General features: G+C 62.3%; 20 protein-coding genes. 10 read left to right on the top strand and 10 right to left on the bottom strand.

All coding sequences use genetic code 11. The features are described from left to right. Positions 1-105: 105 nt before the first annotated feature. The 4 genes from AO064_RS28630 to AO064_RS28615 all read right to left on the bottom strand — a co-directional run bounded on the left by AO064_RS28630 (position 106) and on the right by AO064_RS28615 (position 3,793). Positions 106-1,539: an LLM class flavin-dependent oxidoreductase gene (locus AO064_RS28630; RefSeq protein WP_064055362.1), complete on the bottom strand. Its 1,434-nt coding sequence runs from the start codon at positions 1,537-1,539 to the stop codon at positions 106-108. Next, entirely contained in the window at positions 1,539-1,865 is a 327-nt protein-coding gene (locus AO064_RS28625) for an acyl-CoA dehydrogenase (RefSeq protein ID WP_012724984.1), read from the bottom strand. Before AO064_RS28625 ends, AO064_RS28630 begins: the two co-directional genes overlap by 1 nt. Positions 1,866-1,878: 13 nt before the next feature. Beyond that, on the bottom strand, positions 1,879-3,075 hold the full coding sequence (locus tag AO064_RS28620) for an SfnB family sulfur acquisition oxidoreductase (protein ID WP_064055361.1): 1,197 nt from the start codon (positions 3,073-3,075) through the stop codon (positions 1,879-1,881). A gap of 154 nt (positions 3,076-3,229) precedes the next feature. Continuing rightward, positions 3,230-3,793, bottom strand: coding sequence for a helix-turn-helix domain-containing protein (locus AO064_RS28615; protein WP_064055360.1), 564 nt, complete (start codon positions 3,791-3,793; stop codon positions 3,230-3,232). Positions 3,794-3,885: 92 nt separating this feature from the next. Here AO064_RS28615 and AO064_RS28610 point away from each other — a divergent pair, with 92 nt between their 5' ends. The 8 genes from AO064_RS28610 (at position 3,886) to AO064_RS28575 (ending at position 11,626) form a co-directional block, all read left to right on the top strand. After that, a complete protein-coding gene (locus AO064_RS28610) occupies positions 3,886-4,815 on the top strand; it encodes a DMT family transporter (RefSeq protein ID WP_064055359.1) in 930 nt (309 codons plus the stop codon). A gap of 180 nt (positions 4,816-4,995) precedes the next feature. Further along, positions 4,996-7,917: a monovalent cation/H+ antiporter subunit A gene (locus AO064_RS28605; RefSeq protein WP_064055358.1), complete on the top strand. Its 2,922-nt coding sequence runs from the start codon at positions 4,996-4,998 to the stop codon at positions 7,915-7,917. Then, positions 7,917-8,261, top strand: a complete 345-nt coding sequence (locus AO064_RS28600) for a Na+/H+ antiporter subunit C (protein ID WP_007986256.1) — start codon at positions 7,917-7,919, stop codon at positions 8,259-8,261. The genes AO064_RS28605 and AO064_RS28600 overlap by 1 nt, the downstream gene beginning before the upstream one ends. Next, complete coding sequence (locus AO064_RS28595) at positions 8,258-9,940, top strand: monovalent cation/H+ antiporter subunit D (protein WP_064055357.1); 1,683 nt, start codon at positions 8,258-8,260, stop codon at positions 9,938-9,940. Before AO064_RS28600 ends, AO064_RS28595 begins: the two co-directional genes overlap by 4 nt. Continuing rightward, positions 9,937-10,425: a Na+/H+ antiporter subunit E gene (locus AO064_RS28590; protein ID WP_064055356.1), complete on the top strand. Its 489-nt coding sequence runs from the start codon at positions 9,937-9,939 to the stop codon at positions 10,423-10,425. Before AO064_RS28595 ends, AO064_RS28590 begins: the two co-directional genes overlap by 4 nt. Continuing rightward, entirely contained in the window at positions 10,422-10,700 is a 279-nt protein-coding gene (locus AO064_RS28585; RefSeq protein ID WP_064055355.1) for a K+/H+ antiporter subunit F, read from the top strand. Before AO064_RS28590 ends, AO064_RS28585 begins: the two co-directional genes overlap by 4 nt. Next, positions 10,697-11,035 (top strand): Na+/H+ antiporter subunit G, encoded by a 339-nt coding sequence (locus AO064_RS28580; RefSeq protein WP_028616866.1) that lies wholly within the window; start codon positions 10,697-10,699, stop codon positions 11,033-11,035. Before AO064_RS28585 ends, AO064_RS28580 begins: the two co-directional genes overlap by 4 nt. A 24-nt stretch (positions 11,036-11,059) precedes the next feature. Beyond that, positions 11,060-11,626 carry a dihydrofolate reductase gene (locus tag AO064_RS28575; RefSeq protein WP_082894001.1) on the top strand — a complete coding sequence of 189 codons (567 nt, stop codon included), beginning with the start codon at positions 11,060-11,062 and terminating at the stop codon, positions 11,624-11,626. Between the two features lie 366 nt (positions 11,627-11,992). Here the strand turns inward: AO064_RS28575 and cysS are convergent, their stop codons facing one another. Then, complete coding sequence (gene cysS, locus AO064_RS28570) at positions 11,993-13,381, bottom strand: cysteine--tRNA ligase (protein WP_012724992.1); 1,389 nt, start codon at positions 13,379-13,381, stop codon at positions 11,993-11,995. A gap of 15 nt (positions 13,382-13,396) precedes the next feature. After that, complete coding sequence (locus AO064_RS28565) at positions 13,397-15,097, bottom strand: glutamine--tRNA ligase/YqeY domain fusion protein (RefSeq protein WP_012724993.1); 1,701 nt, start codon at positions 15,095-15,097, stop codon at positions 13,397-13,399. 249 nt (positions 15,098-15,346) lie between these two features. Here AO064_RS28565 and AO064_RS28560 point away from each other — a divergent pair, with 249 nt between their 5' ends. Both AO064_RS28560 and lpxH read left to right on the top strand, forming a co-directional pair. Continuing rightward, on the top strand, positions 15,347-15,850 hold the full coding sequence (locus AO064_RS28560) for a peptidylprolyl isomerase (RefSeq protein WP_043205556.1): 504 nt from the start codon (positions 15,347-15,349) through the stop codon (positions 15,848-15,850). Further along, a complete protein-coding gene (lpxH, locus tag AO064_RS28555; protein ID WP_064055354.1) occupies positions 15,847-16,596 on the top strand; it encodes a UDP-2,3-diacylglucosamine diphosphatase in 750 nt (249 codons plus the stop codon). The genes AO064_RS28560 and lpxH overlap by 4 nt, the downstream gene beginning before the upstream one ends. Before the next feature lie 92 nt (positions 16,597-16,688). Here lpxH and AO064_RS28550 read toward each other — a convergent pair whose 3' ends face one another. The 4 genes from AO064_RS28550 to AO064_RS28535 are packed head-to-tail and all read right to left on the bottom strand — an operon-like array spanning position 16,689 to position 21,357. Beyond that, positions 16,689-18,218 (bottom strand): DHA2 family efflux MFS transporter permease subunit, encoded by a 1,530-nt coding sequence (locus AO064_RS28550; RefSeq protein ID WP_064055353.1) that lies wholly within the window; start codon positions 18,216-18,218, stop codon positions 16,689-16,691. Next, the gene (locus AO064_RS28545) at positions 18,218-19,420 is read right to left on the bottom strand and encodes an HlyD/EmrA/EmrK family protein (protein ID WP_012724997.1); all 1,203 of its coding nucleotides are present in this window, start codon (positions 19,418-19,420) and stop codon (positions 18,218-18,220) included. The genes AO064_RS28550 and AO064_RS28545 overlap by 1 nt, the downstream gene beginning before the upstream one ends. A gap of 15 nt (positions 19,421-19,435) precedes the next feature. Next, positions 19,436-20,887, bottom strand: a complete 1,452-nt coding sequence (locus AO064_RS28540) for an efflux transporter outer membrane subunit (protein WP_064055352.1) — start codon at positions 20,885-20,887, stop codon at positions 19,436-19,438. Further along, entirely contained in the window at positions 20,884-21,357 is a 474-nt protein-coding gene (locus AO064_RS28535) for a MarR family winged helix-turn-helix transcriptional regulator (protein ID WP_064055351.1), read from the bottom strand. The genes AO064_RS28540 and AO064_RS28535 overlap by 4 nt, the downstream gene beginning before the upstream one ends. Between the last annotated feature and the right edge of the window lie 39 nt (positions 21,358-21,396).

The raw sequence follows: 21,396 nt of genomic DNA, 5'->3' as shown, positions 1-21,396 counted from the left end.
GTGCTCCTATTGGGGTGTGTGCGTGCGGTGGTCCGCTGGCTGGATTATTTGGATCAACACCGATCTACTGTGGGAGGGGGCTTGCCCCCGATGGCGGTGTGTCAGTCACAAGTGCCTTGACTGGACTGCCGCTATCGGGGGCAAGCCCCCTCCCACATTGGTTATGTGCGCGTCGGATAAATTGCGGTAACCGGCACCAGGGTGGTTGGAGGCCAACCTTGCGCCGTCGCCAAACAACTTCTCGCGCAACGTACCCTGGGCGTACTCAGTCTTGTACACGCCGCGCTTCCGCAACTCCGGCACCAACAGGTCCACGGCGTCGATGAAGGTTTCATGGGTCAGCGCGTAGGCCAGGTTGAAGCCGTCGACATCGGTCTCTTCAACCCACTCCTGCAACAGGTCCGCCACGGTTTCCGGGCCGCCGACAAACAAGGGGCCAAAGCCGCCGATGCCGACCCAATCGGCCAGTTCGTTTGGGGTCCAGACCTTGTTCGGGTCCGCCGTGGAGAAGGCTTCCACCGCCGACTGGATGGCGTTGGTGTGCACGTGCTTGAGCGGTTCATCCGGTTTGAACTGGCTGAAATCGATGCCGGTCCAGCCGGAGATCAGCGCCATTGCGCCTTCGTAGCTGACGTAGGATTTGTATTCGTCAAACTTGGCTTTGGCCTTGGCATCGGTCTCGCCGACGATCACCGTCTGCAAGTTGAAGATCAGGATCTTCTTCGGATCGCGCCCGGCTTCGGCGGCACGGCGGCGGATGTCGGCGACGGTCTTTTTCAGCAGCACCTTGGACGGCGCGGCAACGAATACGCACTCGGCCTGTTCAGCCGCAAACTGCTTGCCACGGCTGGACGCACCGGCCTGGTAGAGCACCGGCGTGCGCTGCGGCGACGGCTCGCACAGATGAATGCCAGGCACCTGGAAGTGTTTGCCGACATGGCGGATCTCGTGGATCTTGCTCGGGTCGCTGAAAATCCGGCGCTCGCGGTCGCGCAACACCGCACCCTCCTCCCAACTGCCCTCCCAGAGTTTGTAGCAGACCTCCAGGTATTCCTCGGCGTAGTCGTAGCGCGCGTCGTGTTCGGTCTGGGCTTTCTGGCCAAGGTTCTTGGCGCCGCTTTCCAGGTAGGAGGTGACGATGTTCCAGCCGATGCGGCCCTTGGTCAGGTGGTCGAGGGTGGAGAGTCGGCGGGCGAACGGGTACGGATGTTCGAAGGACAACGACGCCGTCAGGCCAAAACCCAGGTGCTCGGTGACCAAGGCCATCGGCGCGATCAACGAAAGCGGGTCATTGACCGGCACTTGGGTCGCCTGGCGAATTGCCGCCTCGCCATTGCCGTTGTAGACGTCATAGATGCCCAGCACATCGGCGATAAACAGGCCATCGAACTTGCCGCGCTCAAGTATCCTGGCGAGGTCGGTCCAGTATTCCAGGTCCTTGTACTGCCACGAACGGTCACGCGGATGCGCCCACAGGCCCGGGGATTGGTGGCCGACACAGTTCATGTCGAAGGCGTTCAAGCGGATTTCACGGGACATCAAAGCACTCCGTTGAGGTGGTAGTTACCGACAACCTGGTATTTCCAGCGCAGGGGGTCATCGAGGGTCGGCGGCAGTGCGGTGCGTTGGCCGGTGAGTTCGAATTCGGCGTTGCTGGCAGCGATCAAGGCTTCGGCGGCCGCGATCTGCGCTTCGGTCGCAGCGACCGGGCTGGGATGGGTTTCGGCGCGCTCAAGCAAGGCGGCGGCCACGTCGACGCGGATCTGCAGATCGCCGAAGCGGCTGATCACATAGGGGTCATCGCTTTTCTCGACATGGCGGCGGGTGCTGTCCAACAGTTGGCGCGCAAGCTTCAGTGTGGTCATGGAATCAGGCTCCTCAGTTCCAGGCGTGGCGCGCGGGCTTCACGCCGTTAAGCACGAAGTTGCCGATCAGGTGGTATTTCCAGCGGGCCGGGTCGTGCAGGGTGTGGGTGCGCGCGTTGCGCCAGAAGCGATCAAGGTTATGTTTGCCGGTGACCGAGCGCGTGCCGGCCAGTTCGAAGAGTTTGCTGCTGGCGAGCAAGGCGGTTTCAGCCGAGAGGACTTTGGCTTGGGCAACCACCAGCGAGGCGTGGGCGACGGTGTCTTCGCTGGGCTCGGCGAGGGCGCGATCAACCGCCAAACCTGCTTTGGCGAGGATGGCTTCGGTGCCGTGGACGCGCCATTCCAGGTCGCCGATGGCGGCGATGGTGAAGGGGTCTTGCCAGCCGTGCTCCTGCTGGCTGTCGATCCATGGTCGCGCCTGGCGGGCGTAGATCTTCGCCTGTTCGAGGGCACCGAGGGCGATACCAGTGTCGACGGCGGCCTGGATGATCTGCGAGATCGGGCCGTTGGCGGTGGGTTGGTCGAAGGCTTGATGGGCGGGGATCACCGCTGTCAGGGGCACCGTTACCCCGTCGAGGGTCACGCCGCCGCTGGCGGTGGTGCGCTGGCCGAAGCCGTCCCAACTGTCGATCACGCTAAGGCCCGGCGCATCGCGTTCGACAAAGGCGATAAACGCCTGGCCGTGTTCGTTGTTGCCGACCGTAGGCACGATGTGGGCGAACAGCGCGCCGGTGCAGTAGAACTTCTCGCCGTTGATGTGCGCGGTGTCGCCGTGGACGCGAATCTGGGTATCGAAGGTGCCGGCATTCTTGCTCTTGGCTTCGGAGAAGGCATTGCCGAAACGGTAACCGGCCAGCACCTTGCCGAAGTAATGACGTTTTTGTTCCTCGGTCGCGGTTTGCAGCAGAATGTCCACCACGCCCAGGTGGTTCTGCGGGATCTGCCCCAGGGACGGGTCGGCGGCGGAGATCAGCTTGATCACCTCAGCGACCGTCACATAGGACACTCCAGCGCCGCCGTACTCTTTGGGAATGGTGATGCCCCACAGGCCGCTGGCAGAGAACGCTTCGAGTTCGGCGAAAGGCAGGATCCGATCACGATCGCGCGCGCTGGCGTCGACGGCAAAACGTGCGGCCAGGCGCGTGGCGACCTCGATGGCTTCCGCGTCCGAGCGGATGATATGGGCAGGGTGTTGAGGGTGGGCTGACATGGGCCGACTCCAGGCTCCGAGGGGATGCTGGAGTGATTGCAGGAGTCGTGCCTGAAAGTAATCGCCAATAAAATCAGCGGGTTGCTGTCAATTCAGCGCAATAGAGCGCGTTTCAAACCAGCAAAGTGTCCATCCACTGTTGCCGGGCGAACAGTTAGATCACCACGGTCCGTACGAAGCACACCGCCACGTCACCCTCATTGCGATAGCCGTGGGATTGGCGGCTGGCGAACATATAGAACTCACCCGCCACGACGTGTTTTTCTTCGTCATCGAGGATCAGGGTCAGTGCGCCCTCATACACGAACAGCTGCACGCTCCAGCCATCCGGATCGGGCTCGGGGCTGTAGCGATCACCGGGTTCCAGGCGCATCTCCCACAATTCCACTTCTTGCCGGGCATTGGCTTTGGCCAGTAGCACCGCCTTGCTGCCCGGAATCTCACCGGCCCACGCCAGCTCATTGATGCGGCTGTGGTCGGGGGCGTCCGGCGCCTGGATGAGGTCGCTGAAGGCCACGTTTAACGCTTCGGCCACCCGGTCGAGGGTGGACAGGCTGACGTTCTTTTCGCCCGCTTCGATGGCCACCAGCATGCGCCGGCTGACCCCGGACTTTTCCGAGAGCGCGGTCTGGCTCAGGTCGGCGGCGTGGCGCAGGCGACGGACGTTCTGGCTGACGTGCTGCAGGACCGAAGCCCGATGTGGATTTTCTTTGTGCACTATATTGCTCAATGGGTGGGTGTGCGCAGTATACTGCCCAGCGTGCGGCGCATTGTGCGGTCCGTGCCTTTCCCTTGCAAGACCGAGCCGCCATGACCACCCCAAACGCCTCCCCTCGTTTCAACCGTTTCAGCAAAGCCGAATGCATCCTGGTGGTGATTACCATGATCTGGGGCGGCACGTTTTTGCTGGTGCAGCACGCGATGACCGTCAGTGGGCCGATGTTTTTCGTCGGCCTGCGCTTTGCGGCGGCGGCGATCGTGGTGGGGTTCTTTTCCCTGCGCACCCTGCGCGACCTGACCCTGTTCGAGTTGAAGGCCGGGGTGTTTATCGGTGTGGCAATCATGTTTGGCTACGGTTTGCAGACCATTGGCTTGCAGACGATCTTGAGCAGCCAGTCGGCGTTTATCACGGCTTTATATGTGCCGTTCGTGCCGCTACTGCAATGGCTGGTGCTTGGGCGTCGTCCGGGCTTGATGCCGAGCATTGGCATCATGCTGGCGTTTGCCGGGTTGATGCTGCTGACCGGGCCGGCGGGCGCTTCGCTGAACTTCAGCGCCGGCGAAATCGCCACGTTGATTGGCGCGGTGGCGATTGCGGCGGAGATCATCCTGATCAGCGCGTTTGCCGGGCAGGTGGATGTGCGCCGGGTGACCGTGGTGCAACTGGCCACGGCGTCGCTGTTGTCGTTCCTGATGGTGGTGCCGATGGGCGAGGCGTTGCCGGGGTTTTCGTGGCTGCTGCTGTTCAGTGCGGTGGGCCTGGGCTTGACCAGTGCGGTGATCCAGGTGGCGATGAACTGGGCGCAGCAAAGTGTTTCGCCGACCCGGGCCACGTTGATCTATGCCGGTGAGCCGGTATGGGCAGGCGTGGTGGGGCGGATCGCCGGGGAGCGCTTCCCGCCGATTGCGATGGTGGGGGCGGCGTTGATTGTGGTGGCGGTGATTGTCAGTGAAATGAAGACTAAGGGGCAGAAAGCGCTGGCGTTGGAAGAAGAGCTGGAGCAAGAGCGTCAGAACTGAGGTGCCTGTTGTGGGGCGGCTGCGCAGCCCAGCGGGAGCAAGCTCCCTCGCCACAGGGTCCTAAACACTGCCAAATGGGATTATTCGACCTATCTTGTAGGATCCTGCCACATCTTGCCGTTTGGTGATCGTGAAAGCGGCACGTATGATGCATCCCAAACTCCCGCAGATTAGAAGCCTATGTCCCTGATAGTTCTACTGCTTCTGCCTTTCATTGGCAGCTGTCTGGCGGCCTTGCTGCCGCACAATGCACGTAACACCGAATCCCTGCTGGCCGGCCTTGTGGCCCTGGTCGGCACTATTCAAGTCGCCCTGCTCTACCCCCAGATCGCCCACGGTGGCGTGATCCGCGAAGAATTCATGTGGTTGCCCAGCCTCGGGCTGAACTTCGTGTTGCGCATGGACGGGTTTGCCTGGCTGTTCTCGATGCTGGTGCTCGGCATCGGTTCACTGGTGGCGTTGTATGCGCGTTACTACATGTCTCCGGATGATCCGGTGCCGCGATTCTTCGCGTTTTTCCTGGCCTTTATGGGCGCCATGCTCGGCCTGGTGATCTCCGGCAACCTCATCCAGATCGTGTTCTTCTGGGAACTGACCAGCCTGTTCTCGTTCCTGCTGATCGGCTATTGGCACCACCGCGCCGACGCGCGCCGCGGTGCGTACATGGCGTTGATGGTCACCGGCGCCGGCGGCTTGTGCCTGCTGGCGGGCGTGATGCTGCTGGGGCACATCGTCGGCAGCTATGACCTCGACCAGGTGCTGGCGGCGGGCGATCAGATTCGCGCGCACTCGCTGTACCCGGTCATGCTGGCCCTGGTGCTGATAGGCGCCTTGAGCAAAAGCGCGCAATTCCCCTTCCACTTCTGGCTACCCCATGCGATGGCGGCCCCCACGCCGGTGTCGGCGTACCTGCATTCGGCAACGATGGTGAAAGCCGGCGTGTTCCTGCTGGCCCGCCTGTGGCCGTCGCTGTCGGGCAGCGAAGAATGGTTCTGGATCGTCGGCGGCGCCGGCGCCCTCACCCTACTCCTCGGCGCGTACTGCGCCATGTTCCAAAATGATCTGAAGGGCCTGCTGGCCTATTCCACCATCAGCCACCTCGGGCTGATCACCTTGCTGCTGGGCCTCAACAGCCCGCTGGCCGCCGTCGCGGCGGTGTTCCATATCCTCAACCACGCCACCTTCAAAGCCTCGCTGTTCATGGCCGCGGGCATCATCGACCACGAAAGCGGCACGCGGGACATCCGCAAGCTCAGCGGGCTGGTCAAGCTGATCCCGTTTACCGCGACCCTGGCGATGGTGGCCAGTGCGTCCATGGCGGGCGTGCCGTTGCTCAACGGCTTCCTGTCCAAAGAGATGTTCTTTGCCGAGACCGTGTTCATCACCTCGACGGCCTGGGTGGAGTTCGCCCTGCCGTTGATCGCGACCATTGCCGGGACATTCAGCGTGGCCTATGCGCTACGTTTCACCGTGGACGTGTTCTTCGGCCCGCCGGCGACCAACCTGCCGCACACGCCCCACGAACCACCGCGCTGGATGCGCGCACCGGTTGAGTTGCTGGTGTTCACGTGCCTGCTGGTAGGGATTTTCCCGGCCCAGGTGGTCGGCTCGATCCTTGCCGCCGCTGCGCTGCCGGTGGTGGGCGGCGTACTGCCGGAGTACAGCCTGGCGATCTGGCACGGCTGGAACGCGCCGATGATCATGAGCCTGGTGGCCATGTCCGGCGGCGTGGTGCTGTACCTGCTGCTGCGCAAGCAACTCAAGCTGGGGCGCTTCAAGTACCCGCCGATCATCAGCTATTTCAACGGCAAGCGTGGTTTCGAGCGCAGCCTGGTGGTGATGATGCGCGGCGTGCGCAGGATCGAGAAACGCATCAGTACCAAGCGCCTGCAGACTCAGTTATTCCTGCTGGTGCTGGTGGCGGTGATCGGCGGCATGATCCCGATGCTCAACAGTGGCTTGAGCTGGGGCGACCGCCCGAAAATCCCGGGGTCCATCGTGTTCGTCACCCTGTGGGTGCTGGCGATCGCCTGCGCCCTTGGCGCCGCCTGGCAAGCCAAGTACCACCGGCTGGCGGCCCTGACCATGGTCAGCGTGTGCGGCCTGATGACCTGCATCACCTTTGTGTGGTTCTCGGCGCCGGACCTGGCGTTGACGCAGTTGGTGGTCGAAGTGGTGACCACCGTGCTGATCCTGCTGGGCCTGCGCTGGCTGCCGCGACGGATCGAAGAGGTCTCGCCGCTGCCGAACACCTTGCGCAAGGCGCGGATTCGCCGGGTGCGCGACTTCCTGCTGTCCACCGTGGTCGGCGGCGGCATGGCGCTGTTGTCCTACGCGATGTTGACGCGCCAGACCCCCAACGATATCTCTTCGTTCTACCTCAGCCGTGCCCTGCCCGAAGGCGGCGGCAGCAATGTGGTGAACGTGATGCTCGTCGACTTCCGGGGCTTTGATACCCTCGGCGAAATCACCGTGCTCGGCGCCGTGGCGCTGACGGTGTACGCCCTGCTGCGCCGCTTCCGCCCTTCCAAGGAAAGCATGCAACTGCCCGCGCAACAGCGCCAGTTGGCGCCGGACGTGGCCACCGACCTGGTCAACCCACGCCAGGCCAGCGACACCGCGCTGGGCTTCATGATGGTGCCGGCGGTGCTGGTGCGCCTGCTGCTGCCGATTGCGCTGGTGGTGTCGTTCTACCTGTTCATGCGCGGCCACAACCAACCGGGCGGCGGGTTTGTCGCCGGGCTGGTGATGTCGGTCGCGTTTATCCTGCAATACATGGTCGCCGGCACCCAATGGGTCGAGGCACAGATGAGCCTGCGGCCGATGCGCTGGATGGGCTTCGGGCTGTTCTCCGCGACCCTGACCGGGCTTGGCGCCTTGTTTGCCGGCTACCCGTTCCTCACCACCCACACCTGGCATGTCAGCCTGCCGGTGCTCGGCGACATTCATGTCGCCAGCGCGCTGTTCTTCGACGTCGGCGTGTACGCCATGGTCGTCGGCTCGACGCTGCTGATGCTCACCGCCCTCGGTCACCAGTCCGTGCGGGCCCATAAACCGAGCAACCAGGCCAAAGTGGTTGCCGCTACGGAAGGAGCCGCCTGATGGAAGAAGTCATTGCAATTGCCATTGGCGTCCTGGCCGCCTCCGGGGTCTGGCTGATCCTGCGGCCACGGACGTTCCAGGTGGTGATGGGCCTGTGCCTGCTGTCGTACGGGGTCAACCTGTTCATTTTCAGCATGGGCAGCCTGTTTATCGGCAAGGAGCCGATCATCAAGGACGGTGTGCCGCAAGACCTGCTCCACTACACCGACCCGCTGCCCCAGGCGCTGGTGCTCACGGCCATCGTGATCAGCTTCGCCATGACCGCCTTGTTCCTGGTGGTGTTGCTGGCCTCACGGGGCCTGACCGGCACTGACCATGTGGACGGCCGGGAGCCCAAGGAATGACGTGGATGAATCAACTGATCGTCGCGCCGATCCTGCTGCCGTTGCTCACCGCCGCCTTGATGCTGATGCTCGGCGAGAAGCATCGTCCCCTGAAAGCGCGTATCAACCTGTTCTCGAGCATGATCGGCCTGGGCATCGCCATTCTGCTGCTGTACTGGACGCAAAAAGGCGGCCCCGGCTCGATCGGCGTGTACCTGCCGGGCAACTGGCAGGTGCCGTTCGGCATTGTGCTGGTGGTGGACCAATTGTCGGCCTTGATGCTGGTGCTCACCGGGATCATCGGCGTGAGCGCGCTGCTGTTCGCCATGGCCCGCTGGGACCGTGCCGGCACCAGCTTCCATGCGCTGTTCCAGATCCAGATGATGGGCCTCTACGGCGCCTTCCTCACGGCCGACCTGTTTAACCTGTTTGTGTTCTTCGAGGTGCTGCTGGCGGCGTCCTATGGCTTGATGCTGCACGGTTCCGGCCGTGCGCGGGTGTCGTCGGGGCTGCATTACATCGCGATCAACCTGCTGGCCTCGTCACTGTTCCTGATTGGTGCGGCGATGATCTATGGCGTCACCGGCACGCTGAACTTTGCCGACCTGGCGCTGAAGATCCCGCTGGTGCCGGAAGCCGATCGCGGCCTGCTGCACGCGGGTGCGGCGATCCTTGCGACGGCGTTCCTGGCGAAAGCCGGCATGTGGCCGCTGAACTTCTGGCTGGCCCCCGCCTACTCATCGGCCAGCGCGCCGGTGGCGGCGATGTTTGCGATCATGACCAAGGTCGGCGTGTACACCGTGCTGCGCCTGTGGACCCTGTTGTTCTCCGGCCAGGCCGGTGCGTCGGCACTGTTTGGCGGCGATTGGCTGGTGTATGGCGGCATGGCCACCATTGTCTGCGCCGGTCTGGCGATGGTGGCGGCGCAGCGCCTGGAGCGCATGGCCAGCTTGAGCATCCTGGTCTCGGCCGGGATCCTGCTGTCGTCGGTGGGCTTCGCCCAGCCGAGTCTCACCGCTGGCGCGCTGTTCTATCTGGTCAGTTCCACCTTGGCCTTGAGCGCGCTGTTCCTGCTGGCCGAATTGATCGAGCGTTCGCGCTCGGCCAACGACCTGCCGCTGGATGAAGAGATCGATGCACTGCCCAAGGCCATGGAGTCCCTGCATCCGCGCCCTGGCGTCAACCTCGATGACGAACAGAAAGCCGTGGTCGGCCAGGTGATTCCCTGGACCATGGCCTTCCTGGGCTTGAGTTTTGTCGCCTGCGCCCTGCTGATTATCGGCATGCCGCCGTTGTCCGGTTTTATCGGCAAGCTCAGCCTGTTGAGCGCGCTGGTCAACCCGCTGGGCCTGGGGGTCAGTGTCGAGGAGCCGATCCGTCCGGCTGCCTGGGGCCTGGTCGCACTGCTGATCCTCTCCGGCCTGGCCTCGCTGATCGCCTTTGCGCGCTTGGGCATCCAGCGCTTCTGGACCCCGGAAGAGCGCCCGTCGCCGTTGCTGCGCCGCTATGAGTGTGTGCCGATCTTCTTCCTGCTGGGCCTGAGCATTCTGCTGACCTTCAAGGCAGAGCCGCTGATGCGCTACACCCTGGGCACCGCCCAGAGCCTGAACAACCCGGAAAACTACGTGATGGCGGTGATGGCAACGCGTCCCGTACCCAGCCCTGAAGCCAAGACCGCCGCGCTGGAGGTGCAACCATGAAGCGCCTGTTCCCTGCCCCGTGGCTGTCGCTGGCGTTGTGGGTGCTGTGGCTGGTGCTGAACCTGTCGGTCAGCCCCGGCAACCTGCTGCTGGGCGCCCTGCTGGGCTTTCTTGCGCCGCTGCTGATGGCACCGCTGCGCCCATTGCCGATCCGCATCCGCCGCCCAGGCGTGATCATCCGCCTGTTTTTCCTGGTGGGACGCGATGTAATCGTCTCCAACCTGCAAGTGGCCTGGGGTGTGCTGACGTGCGGCTCGCGCCCGCCGCGCTCGCGCTTCGTCAAGATCCCCCTGGACCTGCGCGACGCCAACGGCCTGGCCGCGCTGTCGATGATCACCACCGTGGTGCCCGGCACCATCTGGTCGGAACTGGCACTGGACCGCAGCATCCTGCTCTTGCACGTGTTCGACCTGGAGGATGAAGCGCCGTTTATCGAGCACTTCAAGACCACCTACGAGCGGCCCCTGATGGAGATCTTCGAATGAGCACACTGCTCTCCAATGCGATCCTGTTCAGCCTGTTCCTGTTCTCGCTGGCCATGGTGCTGACCCTGATCCGCCTGTTCAAAGGCCCGTCGGCACAAGACCGCGTACTGGCGCTGGACTACCTGTACATCCTGGCGATGCTGATGATGCTGGTGCTGGGCATTCGGTATGCCAGTGACACCTACTTTGAAGCGGCGCTGCTGATTGCGCTGTTTGGCTTCGTCGGCTCGTTTGCCCTGGCGAAATTCCTGCTGCGTGGGGAGGTGATTGAATGATGCCGTTATGGATGGAAATCGTCGTGGCGGTGCTGCTGGTGTTGAGCAGTGTGTTTGCGCTGATTGGCGCGATCGGATTACTGCGGATGAAGGACTTTTTTCAACGCATGCACCCACCGGCACTGGCTTCAACGTTAGGGGCCTGGTGTGTCGCGTTGGCGTCGATTATCTACTTTTCGGTGCTCAAATCCGGGCCGGTGTTGCACGGGTGGCTGATTCCGATTTTATTGTCGATCACGGTGCCGGTGACCACATTGCTGTTGGCTCGCACTGCGCTGTTCCGCAAGCGCATGGCCGGTGATGACGTCCCCGCCGAGGTCAGCAGCAGACGCTGATTACTTGAATGAGCACGGTCAAAAATGTGGAAGGGCATCTACGCCACCGCCATTTCGCTGAAGGAACCGATCATGGCTATACCCATCGCAGTCGTGGCAGGAATGGGCCGCCGTAACCGCTCTATCGGCAAAGCGGGCGGGCTCTTACGGATGGTCCCGGACGACATGCGCCGCTTCGCCGCCAAAACCATCGGAAAGCCCGTGATCATGGGCCGCAAGACCTTTGAATCGGTGATCGCACTCAGTGGACGACCACTGGCGGATCGTCCCAATATCGTGCTGTCGCGCAACCCGGCCTTTGAACACGAGCAGGCTGTGGTCTGCCGCTCGCTGGCATCAGCGCTGGAATGCGCGGCTTCCTACCATCCCGAGGAAATTCATATCGGTGGCGGCCCGGAGCTATATGACCAGGTGATAGATCGGGTGGACAGGCTTTACCTTACCCTGTTCAACGACGATCACGAAGGGGAAGCCCGGTTTCCCAGCTTCGAGGATGAATTCATCGAGGTCTGCCATCATGGTGTCAGGGAGCATGAGGGCCTAGCGTATGAATGGGTCGATTACGTTCGGCGCGGCGCAGTGAGGGAATGAAGCAGGCACGATCCAAATGTGGGAGATGTCGAGCTTTAGCGAGGCTTCGAAGGCGGCGGCACTGTTGGCAGATATGTTGACTGAACCACCGTCATCGGGGGCAAGCCCCCTCCCACACTGGATCGCTGTTGGCACGGAGAAAACAGCCCGGCTGTAAATCTCATGGATATCGCTAATCCCCTGTGGGAGATGTCGAGCTTCAGCGAGGCTTCGAAGGCGGCGGCATTGTTGGCAGATATGTTGACTGAACCACCGTCATCGGGGGCAAGCCCCCTCCCACACTGGATCAGGTGAGCCGCTCACTAAAACGGTGTGCAAAAAAACGCCCCGAACCAGTCGGGGCGTTTTTCATTCAGCGTTTACCGATCAAGCCTGATCAGCCAACCGCCACGTCGTCCCACCCTTCCCGTCTTCCAACACCACACCCATCGCGGTCAGTTGGTCACGGATACGGTCGGATTCCGCCCAGTCCTTATTGGCCCGCGCAGCCAAACGCGCCTGGATCAGCGCATCCACTTCAGCCGCATCCACACGCCCTTCCGCGCCGGCTTGCAGGAAATCCTCAGGCTTCATTTGCAGAACCCCCAGCACGCTGGCCAGCTCTTTCAAGCGTGCCGCCAGGCCGGCCGCCGCGTCGAGATCGCTCTCGCGCAAGCGGTTGATCTCACGCACCATCTCGAACAGTACGGCACAGGCTTCCGGGGTGCCGAAGTCGTCGTTCATGACTTCGGTGAAGCGTGCCACGAACGCTTCGCCGCCGGCAGGCGCCACGGATGGCAGGCCTTTCAACGCGTGGTAGAAACGTTCCAGGGCGCCCTTGGCGTCCTTGAGGTTGTCTTCCGAGTAGTTGATGGCGCTGCGGTAGTGGCTCGACACCAGCAAGTAACGCACGACCTCCGGGTGGTACTTTTCCAGCACGTCGCGAATGGTGAAGAAGTTGTTCAAGGACTTGGACATCTTCTCGCCATTGATGCGGATCATGCCGCAGTGCATCCAGGCGTTGGCGTAGGTCTTGCCCGTGGCGGCTTCGCTCTGGGCGATTTCGTTTTCGTGGTGCGGGAACTCAAGGTCGCTGCCGCCGCCATGAATGTCGAAGGTGTCGCCCAGGCAGCAGGTGGACATCACCGAGCATTCGATGTGCCAGCCCGGACGCCCGGCGCCCCACGGCGACTCCCAGCTCGGCTCGCCAGGCTTGGTGCCTTTCCACAGCACGAAGTCGAGCGGGTCTTGCTTGGCTTCGTCGACTTCGATCCGTGCGCCGATGCGCAGGTCTTCGATTTTCTTGCGCGACAGCTTGCCGTAGCCCATGAACTTGGCGACGCGGTAGTACACGTCGCCATTGCCTGGGGCGTAGGCGTAACCCTTGTCGATCAGGGTCTGGATCATCGCGTGCATGCCAGGGATGTGGTCCGTGGCACGTGGCTCCATGTCCGGTTTGAGGATGTTGAGGCGCGCCTCGTCCTCGTGCATCGCGGCAATCATGCGTTCGGTCAGCGCGTCGAACGACTCGCCGTTTTCATTGGCGCGGTTGATGATCTTGTCGTCGATGTCGGTGATGTTGCGCACATAGGTCAAGTCATAGCCGCTGAAACGCAACCAGCGGGTCACCAGGTCGAAGGCAACCATGCTGCGGCCGTGGCCGATGTGGCAGTAGTCGTACACGGTCATGCCGCACACGTACATGCGCACCTTGTTGCCATCCAGCGGCTTGAAGACTTCTTTGGTCTTGCTGAGTGTGTTGTAGATCGTTAACACGACATTTCCCTTAAATCACTGGCCCCACGAATCACGCAAGGTCACGGTACGGTTGAATACCGGATGACCGGGTTTCGAGTCCTTGATATCCGCGCAGAAGTAACCTTCGCGCTCGAACTGGAAACGGTCTTCCGGCTGTGCGTCGCCAAGCGATGGCTCGGCACGACAACCGGTGAGCACTTGCAGGGAGTCAGGGTTGATGTTGTCGAGGAAACTGGCGCTGTCTTCAGCCTTTTCAGGGTTCGGCGAGCGGAACAGGCGATCGTACAGGCGCACTTCGCACTCGACGCTGGCAGCGGCCGGCACCCAGTGGATCACGCCTTTGACCTTGCGGCCTTCAGGGTTCTTGCCCAGGGTTTCCGGGTCGTAGGAGCAACGCAGTTCGACGATGTTGCCATCGGCGTCCTTGATCGCTTCGTCGGCACGGATCACGTAGCTGCCACGCAGGCGCACTTCGCCGTTCGGCTCCAGGCGCTTGTAGCCCTTCGGCGGTTCTTCCATGTAGTCATCACGGTCGATGTAGATTTCACGCGCGAACGGCAGCTTGCGCACGCCGAGCGCTTCGTTCTGCGGGTGACGCGGCAGCTCGAGGTGGTCGACCTTGTCTTCCGGGTAGTTGGTGATCACGACTTTCAACGGACGCAGCACGCACATGGCACGCGGCGCGTTGGCGTCGAGGTCCTGGCGGATGCTGAATTCGAGCATGCCGAAGTCGACCACGCCGTCGGAACGGTTGGTGCCGACCATGTCGCAGAAGTTGCGGATCGATGCCGGGGTGTAGCCGCGACGGCGGAAGCCCGACAGCGTCGACATGCGTGGGTCGTCCCAGCCGTGCACGTGCTTTTCATCCACCAGTTGCTTGAGCTTGCGCTTGCTGGTGATGGTGTAGTTCAGGTTCAGGCGGCTGAATTCGTACTGACGCGGGTGCGCCGGTACCGGCAGGCTGTCGAGGAACCATTCGTACAGCGGGCGATGGCTTTCGAACTCCAGGGTGCAGATGGAGTGGGTGATGCCTTCGATGGCGTCCGACTGACCGTGGGTGAAGTCGTAGTTGGGGTAGATGCACCACTTGTCACCGGTCTGGTGGTGATGGGCATGACGGATGCGGTACATGATCGGGTCGCGCAGGTTCATGTTCGGCGAGGCCATGTCGATCTTGGCGCGCAGCACGCGGGCGCCGTCCGGGAACTCACCGTCGCGCATGCGGTTGAACAGGTCCAGGTTCTCTTCCACCGAACGGTCGCGGAAGGGGCTGTTCTTACCCGGCTCGGTCAGGGTGCCACGGTATTCCTTGGCTTGCTCAGGCGTCAGGTCGTCGACGTAGGCCTTGCCGGCCTTGATCAGCTCGACGGCCCAGTCGAACAATTGGTCGAAATACTTCGAGGCATAGCGCACTTCACCGGACCATTCGAAGCCCAGCCACTTGATGTCGCTTTCGATGGCGTCGATGTATTCCTGGTCTTCCTTGGCCGGGTTGGTGTCGTCGAAACGCAGGTGCGTGACGCCACCGAACTCCTGGGCCAGGCCGAAGTTCACACAGATCGACTTGGCGTGACCGATGTGCAGGTAGCCGTTGGGCTCTGGCGGGAAGCGGGTGACGATCTGCGTGTGCTTGCCCGAATCCAGGTCCGCCTGGATGATCGGGCGCAGGAAATTGACCGGGACGGCAGGTCCGGCCTTGGCATTCGAGGTAGGGTCGACAGTGGGCTTGCTCATAGGATCCTTGAACAGACAGGTTCGTGGCCGGGTGAGGCCAGATAAAACAAAGGCGATATCATAGCCGATGCTGTCAAGCACCTGACAGGCCAGCACCGAAAACTGCAGCATTTATTGCATAGGCGGTAAAAAACCACCTCGAAATTCCTGCAGGTCACGCTAAACTGCGCCCCTTGGCCTCTGTTTAGCCAGACCGGTCGAGGCGCCCAGGCGTCCAAACCCACGAATTCCCTGAAAAGAGTAGTGAACATGACTCAAGTCAAACTGACCACCAACCACGGTGACATCGTCATCGAGCTGAACGCCGAGAAAGCGCCGATCACCGTCGCCAACTTCATCGAGTACGTTAAAGCCGGCCACTACGAAAACACCGTTTTCCACCGTGTCATCGGCAACTTCATGGTCCAGGGCGGCGGTTTCGAGCCTGGCATGAAAGAAAAGAAAGACAAGCGTCCAAGCATCCAGAACGAAGCGGACAATGGTCTTTCCAACGACAAGTACACCGTTGCGATGGCCCGTACCATGGAGCCGCATTCAGCCTCCGCGCAGTTCTTCATCAACGTCGCCGACAACGCCTTCCTCAACCACAGCGGCAAGAACGTGCAGGGCTGGGGCTACGCGGTATTCGGTAAAGTGACCGAAGGCCAGGACGTCGTCGACAAGATCAAAGGCGTGCAAACCACCGGTAAAGCCGGCCACCAGGACGTTCCGGTAGAAGACGTTATCGTCGAGAAAGCCGAGATCGTTGGGTGATATTGCTGATTTCAGATTTGCATCTGGAAGAGGAGCGCCCGGACATCACCCGGGCGTTTCTGGATCTGCTCCACCACCGCGCCCGTGGCGCCCAGGCGTTGTACATTCTGGGGGACTTCTTTGAAGCCTGGATTGGCGACGATGGGATGACCCCCTTCCAGCATTCGATTTGCGCAGCCCTGCGCGAGCTGAGCGACAGCGGCACCCCGATTTTCATCATGCACGGCAACCGCGATTTCCTCATCGGCAAGGCGTTCTGCAAAGCCGCAGGTGCCACCTTGCTCAAGGACCCGAGTGTCGTGCAGCTCCATGGCGAGCCCGTGCTGTTGATGCACGGCGATAGCCTCTGCACCCGCGACGTCGGCTATATGAAGCTGCGGCGCATCCTGCGCAACCCGATTGTGTTGTTTATCCTGCGGCATCTGCCGCTGCCCACGCGGCACACGCTGGCGCGCAAGCTGCGCAGCGAAAGCCGTGCGCAGACGCGCATGAAGGCCAACGACATTGTCGATGTGACACCCGAGGAAGTCCCACGGGTGATGCAGCAATTTGGCGTGCGCACCCTGGTCCACGGCCACACGCACCGGCCTGCCATCCATAAGCTGCAGATTGGCGACCAGGCGGCCAAGCGCATTGTGCTGGGGGATTGGGATAAGCAAGGCTGGGCATTGCAGGTGGATGAGCAAGGGTTCCAATTGACGGCGTTTGATTTTGTGAACCCGCAATTGGCGTTGCCCGGCGCCTGAACCTCAGACACCACAAATCCAATATGAACAAAGATCCAAATGTGGGAGGGGGCAAACCCCCTCCCACATTTGGATGTTGTACGTTTTCGGAATCAGTGGCCTGAGGCTTCCGGCCCGGCCTTGGCGCCAAACGGCGGCTTGGCCAACCACACCAGCAACATCAACGCCATGAACATCCACCCCAGCAACGTGAAGTAATCCACGGTGGACATCATGTACGCCTGGCTGGTGAGGATCTGGTCCAACTGCGTGTAGGCCTTCTGCCCTGCCCCGCCGAGCGCCTGCAAGGCATCGCGGGTCGCGGAGTCGTAGGTGGTCATGTTCTCGCTCATGTACGCATGGTGCTGGTCCGCGCGGCGGATCCAGATCCAGGTGGTCAGCGAAGCGGCAAAGCTACCGCCCAAGGTCCGCAGGAACGTCGCCAGACCTGCGCCGTCGGCAATCTGGTGCGGCGGCAGGTCGGACATCAAGATGCTCAAGGTCGGCATAAAGAACAGTGCCACGCCGATCCCCATGAACAGCTGCACCATCGCGATGTGCGTGAAGTCCACCTCATTGGTGAAGCCCGCACGCATAAAGCAGCTCAAGCCAATCGCCAGGAACGCCAGGCCTGCCAACAGGCGCAGGTCGAACTTGTGCGCGTATTTGCCCACGAACGGCGACATCAGCACCGGCAGGATGCCGATCGGCGCCACCGCCAGGCCCGCCCACGTGGCCGTGTAGCCCATCTGGGTCTGCAACCATTGCGGCAGGATCAGGTTGATGCCGAAGAAGCCTGCGTAACCCAGGATCAACACGATGGTGCCGATGCGGAAGTTGCGGTAGGCGAACAGCCGCAGATTCACCACCGGGTGCTTGTCGGTCATCTCCCAGATGATGAACACCGCCAGGGCAATCACCGAAATCGCGGCGCCGATGATGATGAAGTTGGACTCAAACCAATCCAGGTCATTGCCCTTGTCGAGGATGATCTGCAAGGCGCCAACCCCCACGATCAAGCTCAGCAGCCCCACGTAGTCCATAGGTTGGTAGCTGGTCTCCACCGGGCGTTTCTTCAGTTGCGAACGCACCACCATCACCGCAAAGATGCCGATGGGCACGTTGATGAAGAAGATCCACGGCCAGCTGTAGCTGTCGGTGATCCAACCGCCGAGGATCGGCCCCGCAATCGGCGCCACCACCGTGACCATCGCCAGCAGCGCCAGGGCCATGCCCCGCTTCGCCGGCGGGTAGACCGCAATCAGCAGCGTCTGCGTCATCGGGTACAGCGGCCCGGCCACCAGGCCTTGCACGACCCGAAAGGCGATCAGTTCAGGCATCGACGTGGAAATACCACAGAGGAACGACGCCAGCACAAACAGCATCGTCGCCCACAAAAACAGCTTCACCTCGCCAAACCGGCGGCTCAGCCAACCGGTGAGTGGCAACGCGATGGCGTTGCTCACCGCAAACGAGGTGATCACCCAGGTGCCCTGCTCCGAACTCACGCCGAGGTTGCCGGAAATGGTCGGCAACGCCACGTTGGCGATGGTGGTGTCGAGCACCTGCATAAAGGTCGCCAGCGACAGGCCAATAGTGGCCATCAACAGGCTGGGTGGCGTGAAGGAGGCGTTATTGCTCATCAGCGTTGCGCAGCCTTGGGAGCGGCGAGGCTGTTGTCATGGATCAACTGGGTGATCATGGCGTCAGCTTCGGCCAATTGGCGGTCATACACGTTGGTGGTGAACGAGGCCTTTTGCGGCGCCTGTTGCGCCAGCACCGGGCCGCTTTGGTCGTGCAGGTCCACATTGACCACGGTGCTCAAGCCCACGCGCAGTGGGTGCTTGGCCAGCTCCTCGGCGTTGATATGGATGCGCACCGGCACCCGTTGCACGATCTTGATCCAGTTGCCGGTGGCGTTCTGCGCCGGCAACAGGGCAAATGCGCTGCCGGTACCGGCGCCCAAGCTGTCCACAGTGCCGCTGTACTTCACGTCGCTGCCGTAGATGTCCGACTCAATGTCCACCGGTTGGCCAATGCGCATATCGCGCAATTGGGTTTCCTTGAAGTTGGCGTCGATCCACAGCTGGTTCAGCGGGATCACCGCCATCAACGCTGTGCCGGGCTGGACGCGCTGGCCCAGTTGCACGGTGCGCTTGGCGACGTAGCCGGTGACCGGTGCGATCAGGGTGCTGCGCGCATTGGCCAGGTAGGCCTGGCGCAATTGCGCGGCGGCGGCCTGCACATCCGGATGGGAGCTGATCACCGTGTCGTCCACCAACGCGTTGCTGGTTTTCAGTTGCTGTTCAAGGTTGGTCAACGCGTTCTTGGCGGCGGTCAGGCTGTCACGGGCGTGGGACAGCTCTTCCTGGGAAATCGCCCCGCCCTGGGCCAGGGTTTTACGGCGGTTGAAGTTGTCCTGGGCCGTTTGCACATCGGCTTTCTGCGCATTGACCTGGGCCTTCATGCCGTCGACGTTGCTGTACAAGCCGCGCACCTGGCGCACGGTACGGGCCAGGTTGGCCTGGGCACTTTGCAGGCCGACGGCGGCGTCGTTCGGGTCGAAGTTGATCAGCACCTGGCCTTCGTGGACCAGGTCACCGTCGTCGGCGCCGATGCTGACCACGGTGCCGGTGACCAGCGGGGTGATTTCCACCACGTTGCCGTTCACGTAGGCGTCGTCGGTGCTTTCGCTGAAGCGGCCGTAAAGCTCATACCAGCCCCACACGCCGACCACGGCGAGGATGACGATCAGCGTCAGGCCGATCAGCATCACTTTGCGTTTGCGGGGGTTGTTGTCTTGCTTGGGTTGTTCGCTTGCAGGGGTGTTTTCGGCAGTGGCCATAACAAATACCTCAAATTATTCCGTGCGGGTGGCTGGGGTGGTCGCAGCCACGTTGTCGGCGCTGTAGCCGCCGCCCAGGGCCTGCATCAATTGAATCGACAGATCGATCTGCGCGGCATTCAGCGTTGCCAACTGGCGCTGGGCCTGCAGCAATTGCTGTTCGATGCTGAGTACATCCAGGTAGTTACCGATCCCGGAGCTATAGCGCTGCACGCCGGTGTCGTAGGACTGCTGGGCAATGTCCGCAGCGTGTCGCTGGGCCTGGATCTGCCGGCCGGTGTCGCGCAGTTGCGAAAGGGTGTTACCGATATCACCCAGGGCTTGCACCAGGGTCTTGTTGTACTGCGCCACCGCCAGGTCGTAGTCGGCGTCGCGGGCATCGAGGTCGGCGCGCAGGCGGCCGCCGTCGAAGATCGGCAGCGAGACCGTCGGTGCAATATTGAAGAAGCGGCTGGCCGAACCGAACATCGCATCGCCCAGCAACGACTCGGCCCCGGCGCTCGCGCTCAGGTTGAGGTTGGGGTAGAAGCGGGTCTTGCTCGCATCGATGTTCTTGCCCGCCGCCTCGACGCGCCAGCGCGCGGCGATCAGGTCCGGGCGACGGCCCAACAGCTCGGCCGGCAGCACCGATGGCACGGCAACGGCGCTGGGTTTCAGCACGGCGGGCCGGGCCAGTTCACTGCCACGGTCAGGGCCTTTGCCGAGCAACACCGCCAACGCAATCTTGGCGCTCTGCAGTTGTTTTTCCGCGTCGATCAGCTGCGACTGGGCGCTGGCTTCGAGGCTTTCGGTCTGCTGGTACTGGTACTGGCTGTCGATGCCCGAGTTCAGGCGGCGCTTGCCCAGGTCGAGCATCTGCCGGGTGCGCTTGAGGTCGTCATTGGCCAGGTCCCGCACGATATGGGCTTGCCCCAAGTCGCTGTAAGACTTGGCCACATTGGCGGCCAGCGTCAGGCGCGCCGCCTGCTGGTCGACTTGGGCGGCACGCGCCTCGCCCAACGCGGCTTCCCAGGCAGCGCGCTGGCCGCCCCAGAGGTCGAAGTTGTAATTGAAGCTGGCGCCGATGTTGCGCACGGTCGAATAGGCATCACCCTCGCCGCGTGGGTCCTGGTCTTTGGCCAGGCGCGAACGGCTCACGCCGGCGCTGGCATCCAGGGTCGGCATGCGCTCGGCGTTGGCGGCGTAGGCGGCGGCTTCGGCCTGGTGGGCACGAGCGCTGGCGACTTGCATGTCGGGGCTGTTTTGCAGGGCTTCCTGGATCAGGCCGTCGAGTTGTGGGTCGCCGAGGCTTTTCCACCAGTCGGCGCTGGGCCAGGCGGCGCTCGACAAGGTCGCACCGCTCAGGGTTTTTCCGCTTTGCAGGGTGCTCGCGTCGAGGCGTTTGCCTTGGGTGTCGAGACCGCTGTAGTTGGCGCAACCGGCCATGCTCATGGCCACCAGCACCAGGCTGAGTACGCGTGTGTTCATTGGTCACCTACCCGCTGGATGACAATGGCGTCACCCGCAGCTACCAGGATTTTCTTGAGGATTCGTTCCAGGGTTTCCAACTCGCCGGGCTCCAGGGCGCCGGCCAATTCGTTCATCGACTGGGCGCCGATGTGCGGCAGCATGTCGGCCAGGCGCTGGCCGTCTGCCGTGAGCACCAGCCGCACCTGGCGCCGGTCCTGGTCGGAACGCTGACGCGCCAGCAGGCCTTTTTGCTCCAGGCGGTCGAGCATGCGGGTCATGGAGCCGCTGTCCAGGGACAGGTTGCGGCACAGTTCCGCCGGGGTATCGACGTCGAATTGGGCAATGATGATCAACACCTTGAACTGCGCAGCGGTCACGCCGTGCGGCTCCATATGGGTGTCGATGATGCGGTCCTTGAGCAGCGCCGCCCGGCCCAGGAGCAGGCCGAGGTGGCAGTTGCGAAAGCTGTCAGGGGTGAAGTGGGGCATCGGAAGTCACCTTATTACTGCCTAGGCAGTGAATGTGTG

The organism is Pseudomonas marginalis (assembly GCF_001645105.1).
Taxonomy (GTDB): domain Bacteria; phylum Pseudomonadota; class Gammaproteobacteria; order Pseudomonadales; family Pseudomonadaceae; genus Aquipseudomonas; species Aquipseudomonas petroselini.
Note: the sequence above shows the minus strand (reverse complement) of the source record. Positions and strands in the feature narration are given on the sequence as shown.

Coding starts and splice junctions, on each gene's coding strand:
- AO064_RS28630 (WP_064055362.1), bottom strand. CDS start 1,539: ATGTCCCGTGAAATCCGCTTGAACGCCTTCGACATGAACTGTGTCGGC.
- AO064_RS28625 (WP_012724984.1), bottom strand. CDS start 1,865: ATGACCACACTGAAGCTTGCGCGCCAACTGTTGGACAGCACCCGCCGC.
- AO064_RS28620 (WP_064055361.1), bottom strand. CDS start 3,075: ATGTCAGCCCACCCTCAACACCCTGCCCATATCATCCGCTCGGACGCG.
- AO064_RS28610 (WP_064055359.1), top strand. CDS start 3,886: ATGACCACCCCAAACGCCTCCCCTCGTTTCAACCGTTTCAGCAAAGCC.
- AO064_RS28605 (WP_064055358.1), top strand. CDS start 4,996: ATGTCCCTGATAGTTCTACTGCTTCTGCCTTTCATTGGCAGCTGTCTG.
- AO064_RS28600 (WP_007986256.1), top strand. CDS start 7,917: ATGGAAGAAGTCATTGCAATTGCCATTGGCGTCCTGGCCGCCTCCGGG.
- AO064_RS28595 (WP_064055357.1), top strand. CDS start 8,258: ATGACGTGGATGAATCAACTGATCGTCGCGCCGATCCTGCTGCCGTTG.
- AO064_RS28590 (WP_064055356.1), top strand. CDS start 9,937: ATGAAGCGCCTGTTCCCTGCCCCGTGGCTGTCGCTGGCGTTGTGGGTG.
- AO064_RS28585 (WP_064055355.1), top strand. CDS start 10,422: ATGAGCACACTGCTCTCCAATGCGATCCTGTTCAGCCTGTTCCTGTTC.
- AO064_RS28580 (WP_028616866.1), top strand. CDS start 10,697: ATGATGCCGTTATGGATGGAAATCGTCGTGGCGGTGCTGCTGGTGTTG.
- AO064_RS28575 (WP_082894001.1), top strand. CDS start 11,060: ATGTGGAAGGGCATCTACGCCACCGCCATTTCGCTGAAGGAACCGATC.
- AO064_RS28565 (WP_012724993.1), bottom strand. CDS start 15,097: ATGAGCAAGCCCACTGTCGACCCTACCTCGAATGCCAAGGCCGGACCT.
- AO064_RS28560 (WP_043205556.1), top strand. CDS start 15,347: ATGACTCAAGTCAAACTGACCACCAACCACGGTGACATCGTCATCGAG.
- AO064_RS28550 (WP_064055353.1), bottom strand. CDS start 18,218: ATGAGCAATAACGCCTCCTTCACGCCACCCAGCCTGTTGATGGCCACT.
- AO064_RS28545 (WP_012724997.1), bottom strand. CDS start 19,420: ATGGCCACTGCCGAAAACACCCCTGCAAGCGAACAACCCAAGCAAGAC.
- AO064_RS28540 (WP_064055352.1), bottom strand. CDS start 20,887: ATGAACACACGCGTACTCAGCCTGGTGCTGGTGGCCATGAGCATGGCC.
- AO064_RS28535 (WP_064055351.1), bottom strand. CDS start 21,357: ATGCCCCACTTCACCCCTGACAGCTTTCGCAACTGCCACCTCGGCCTG.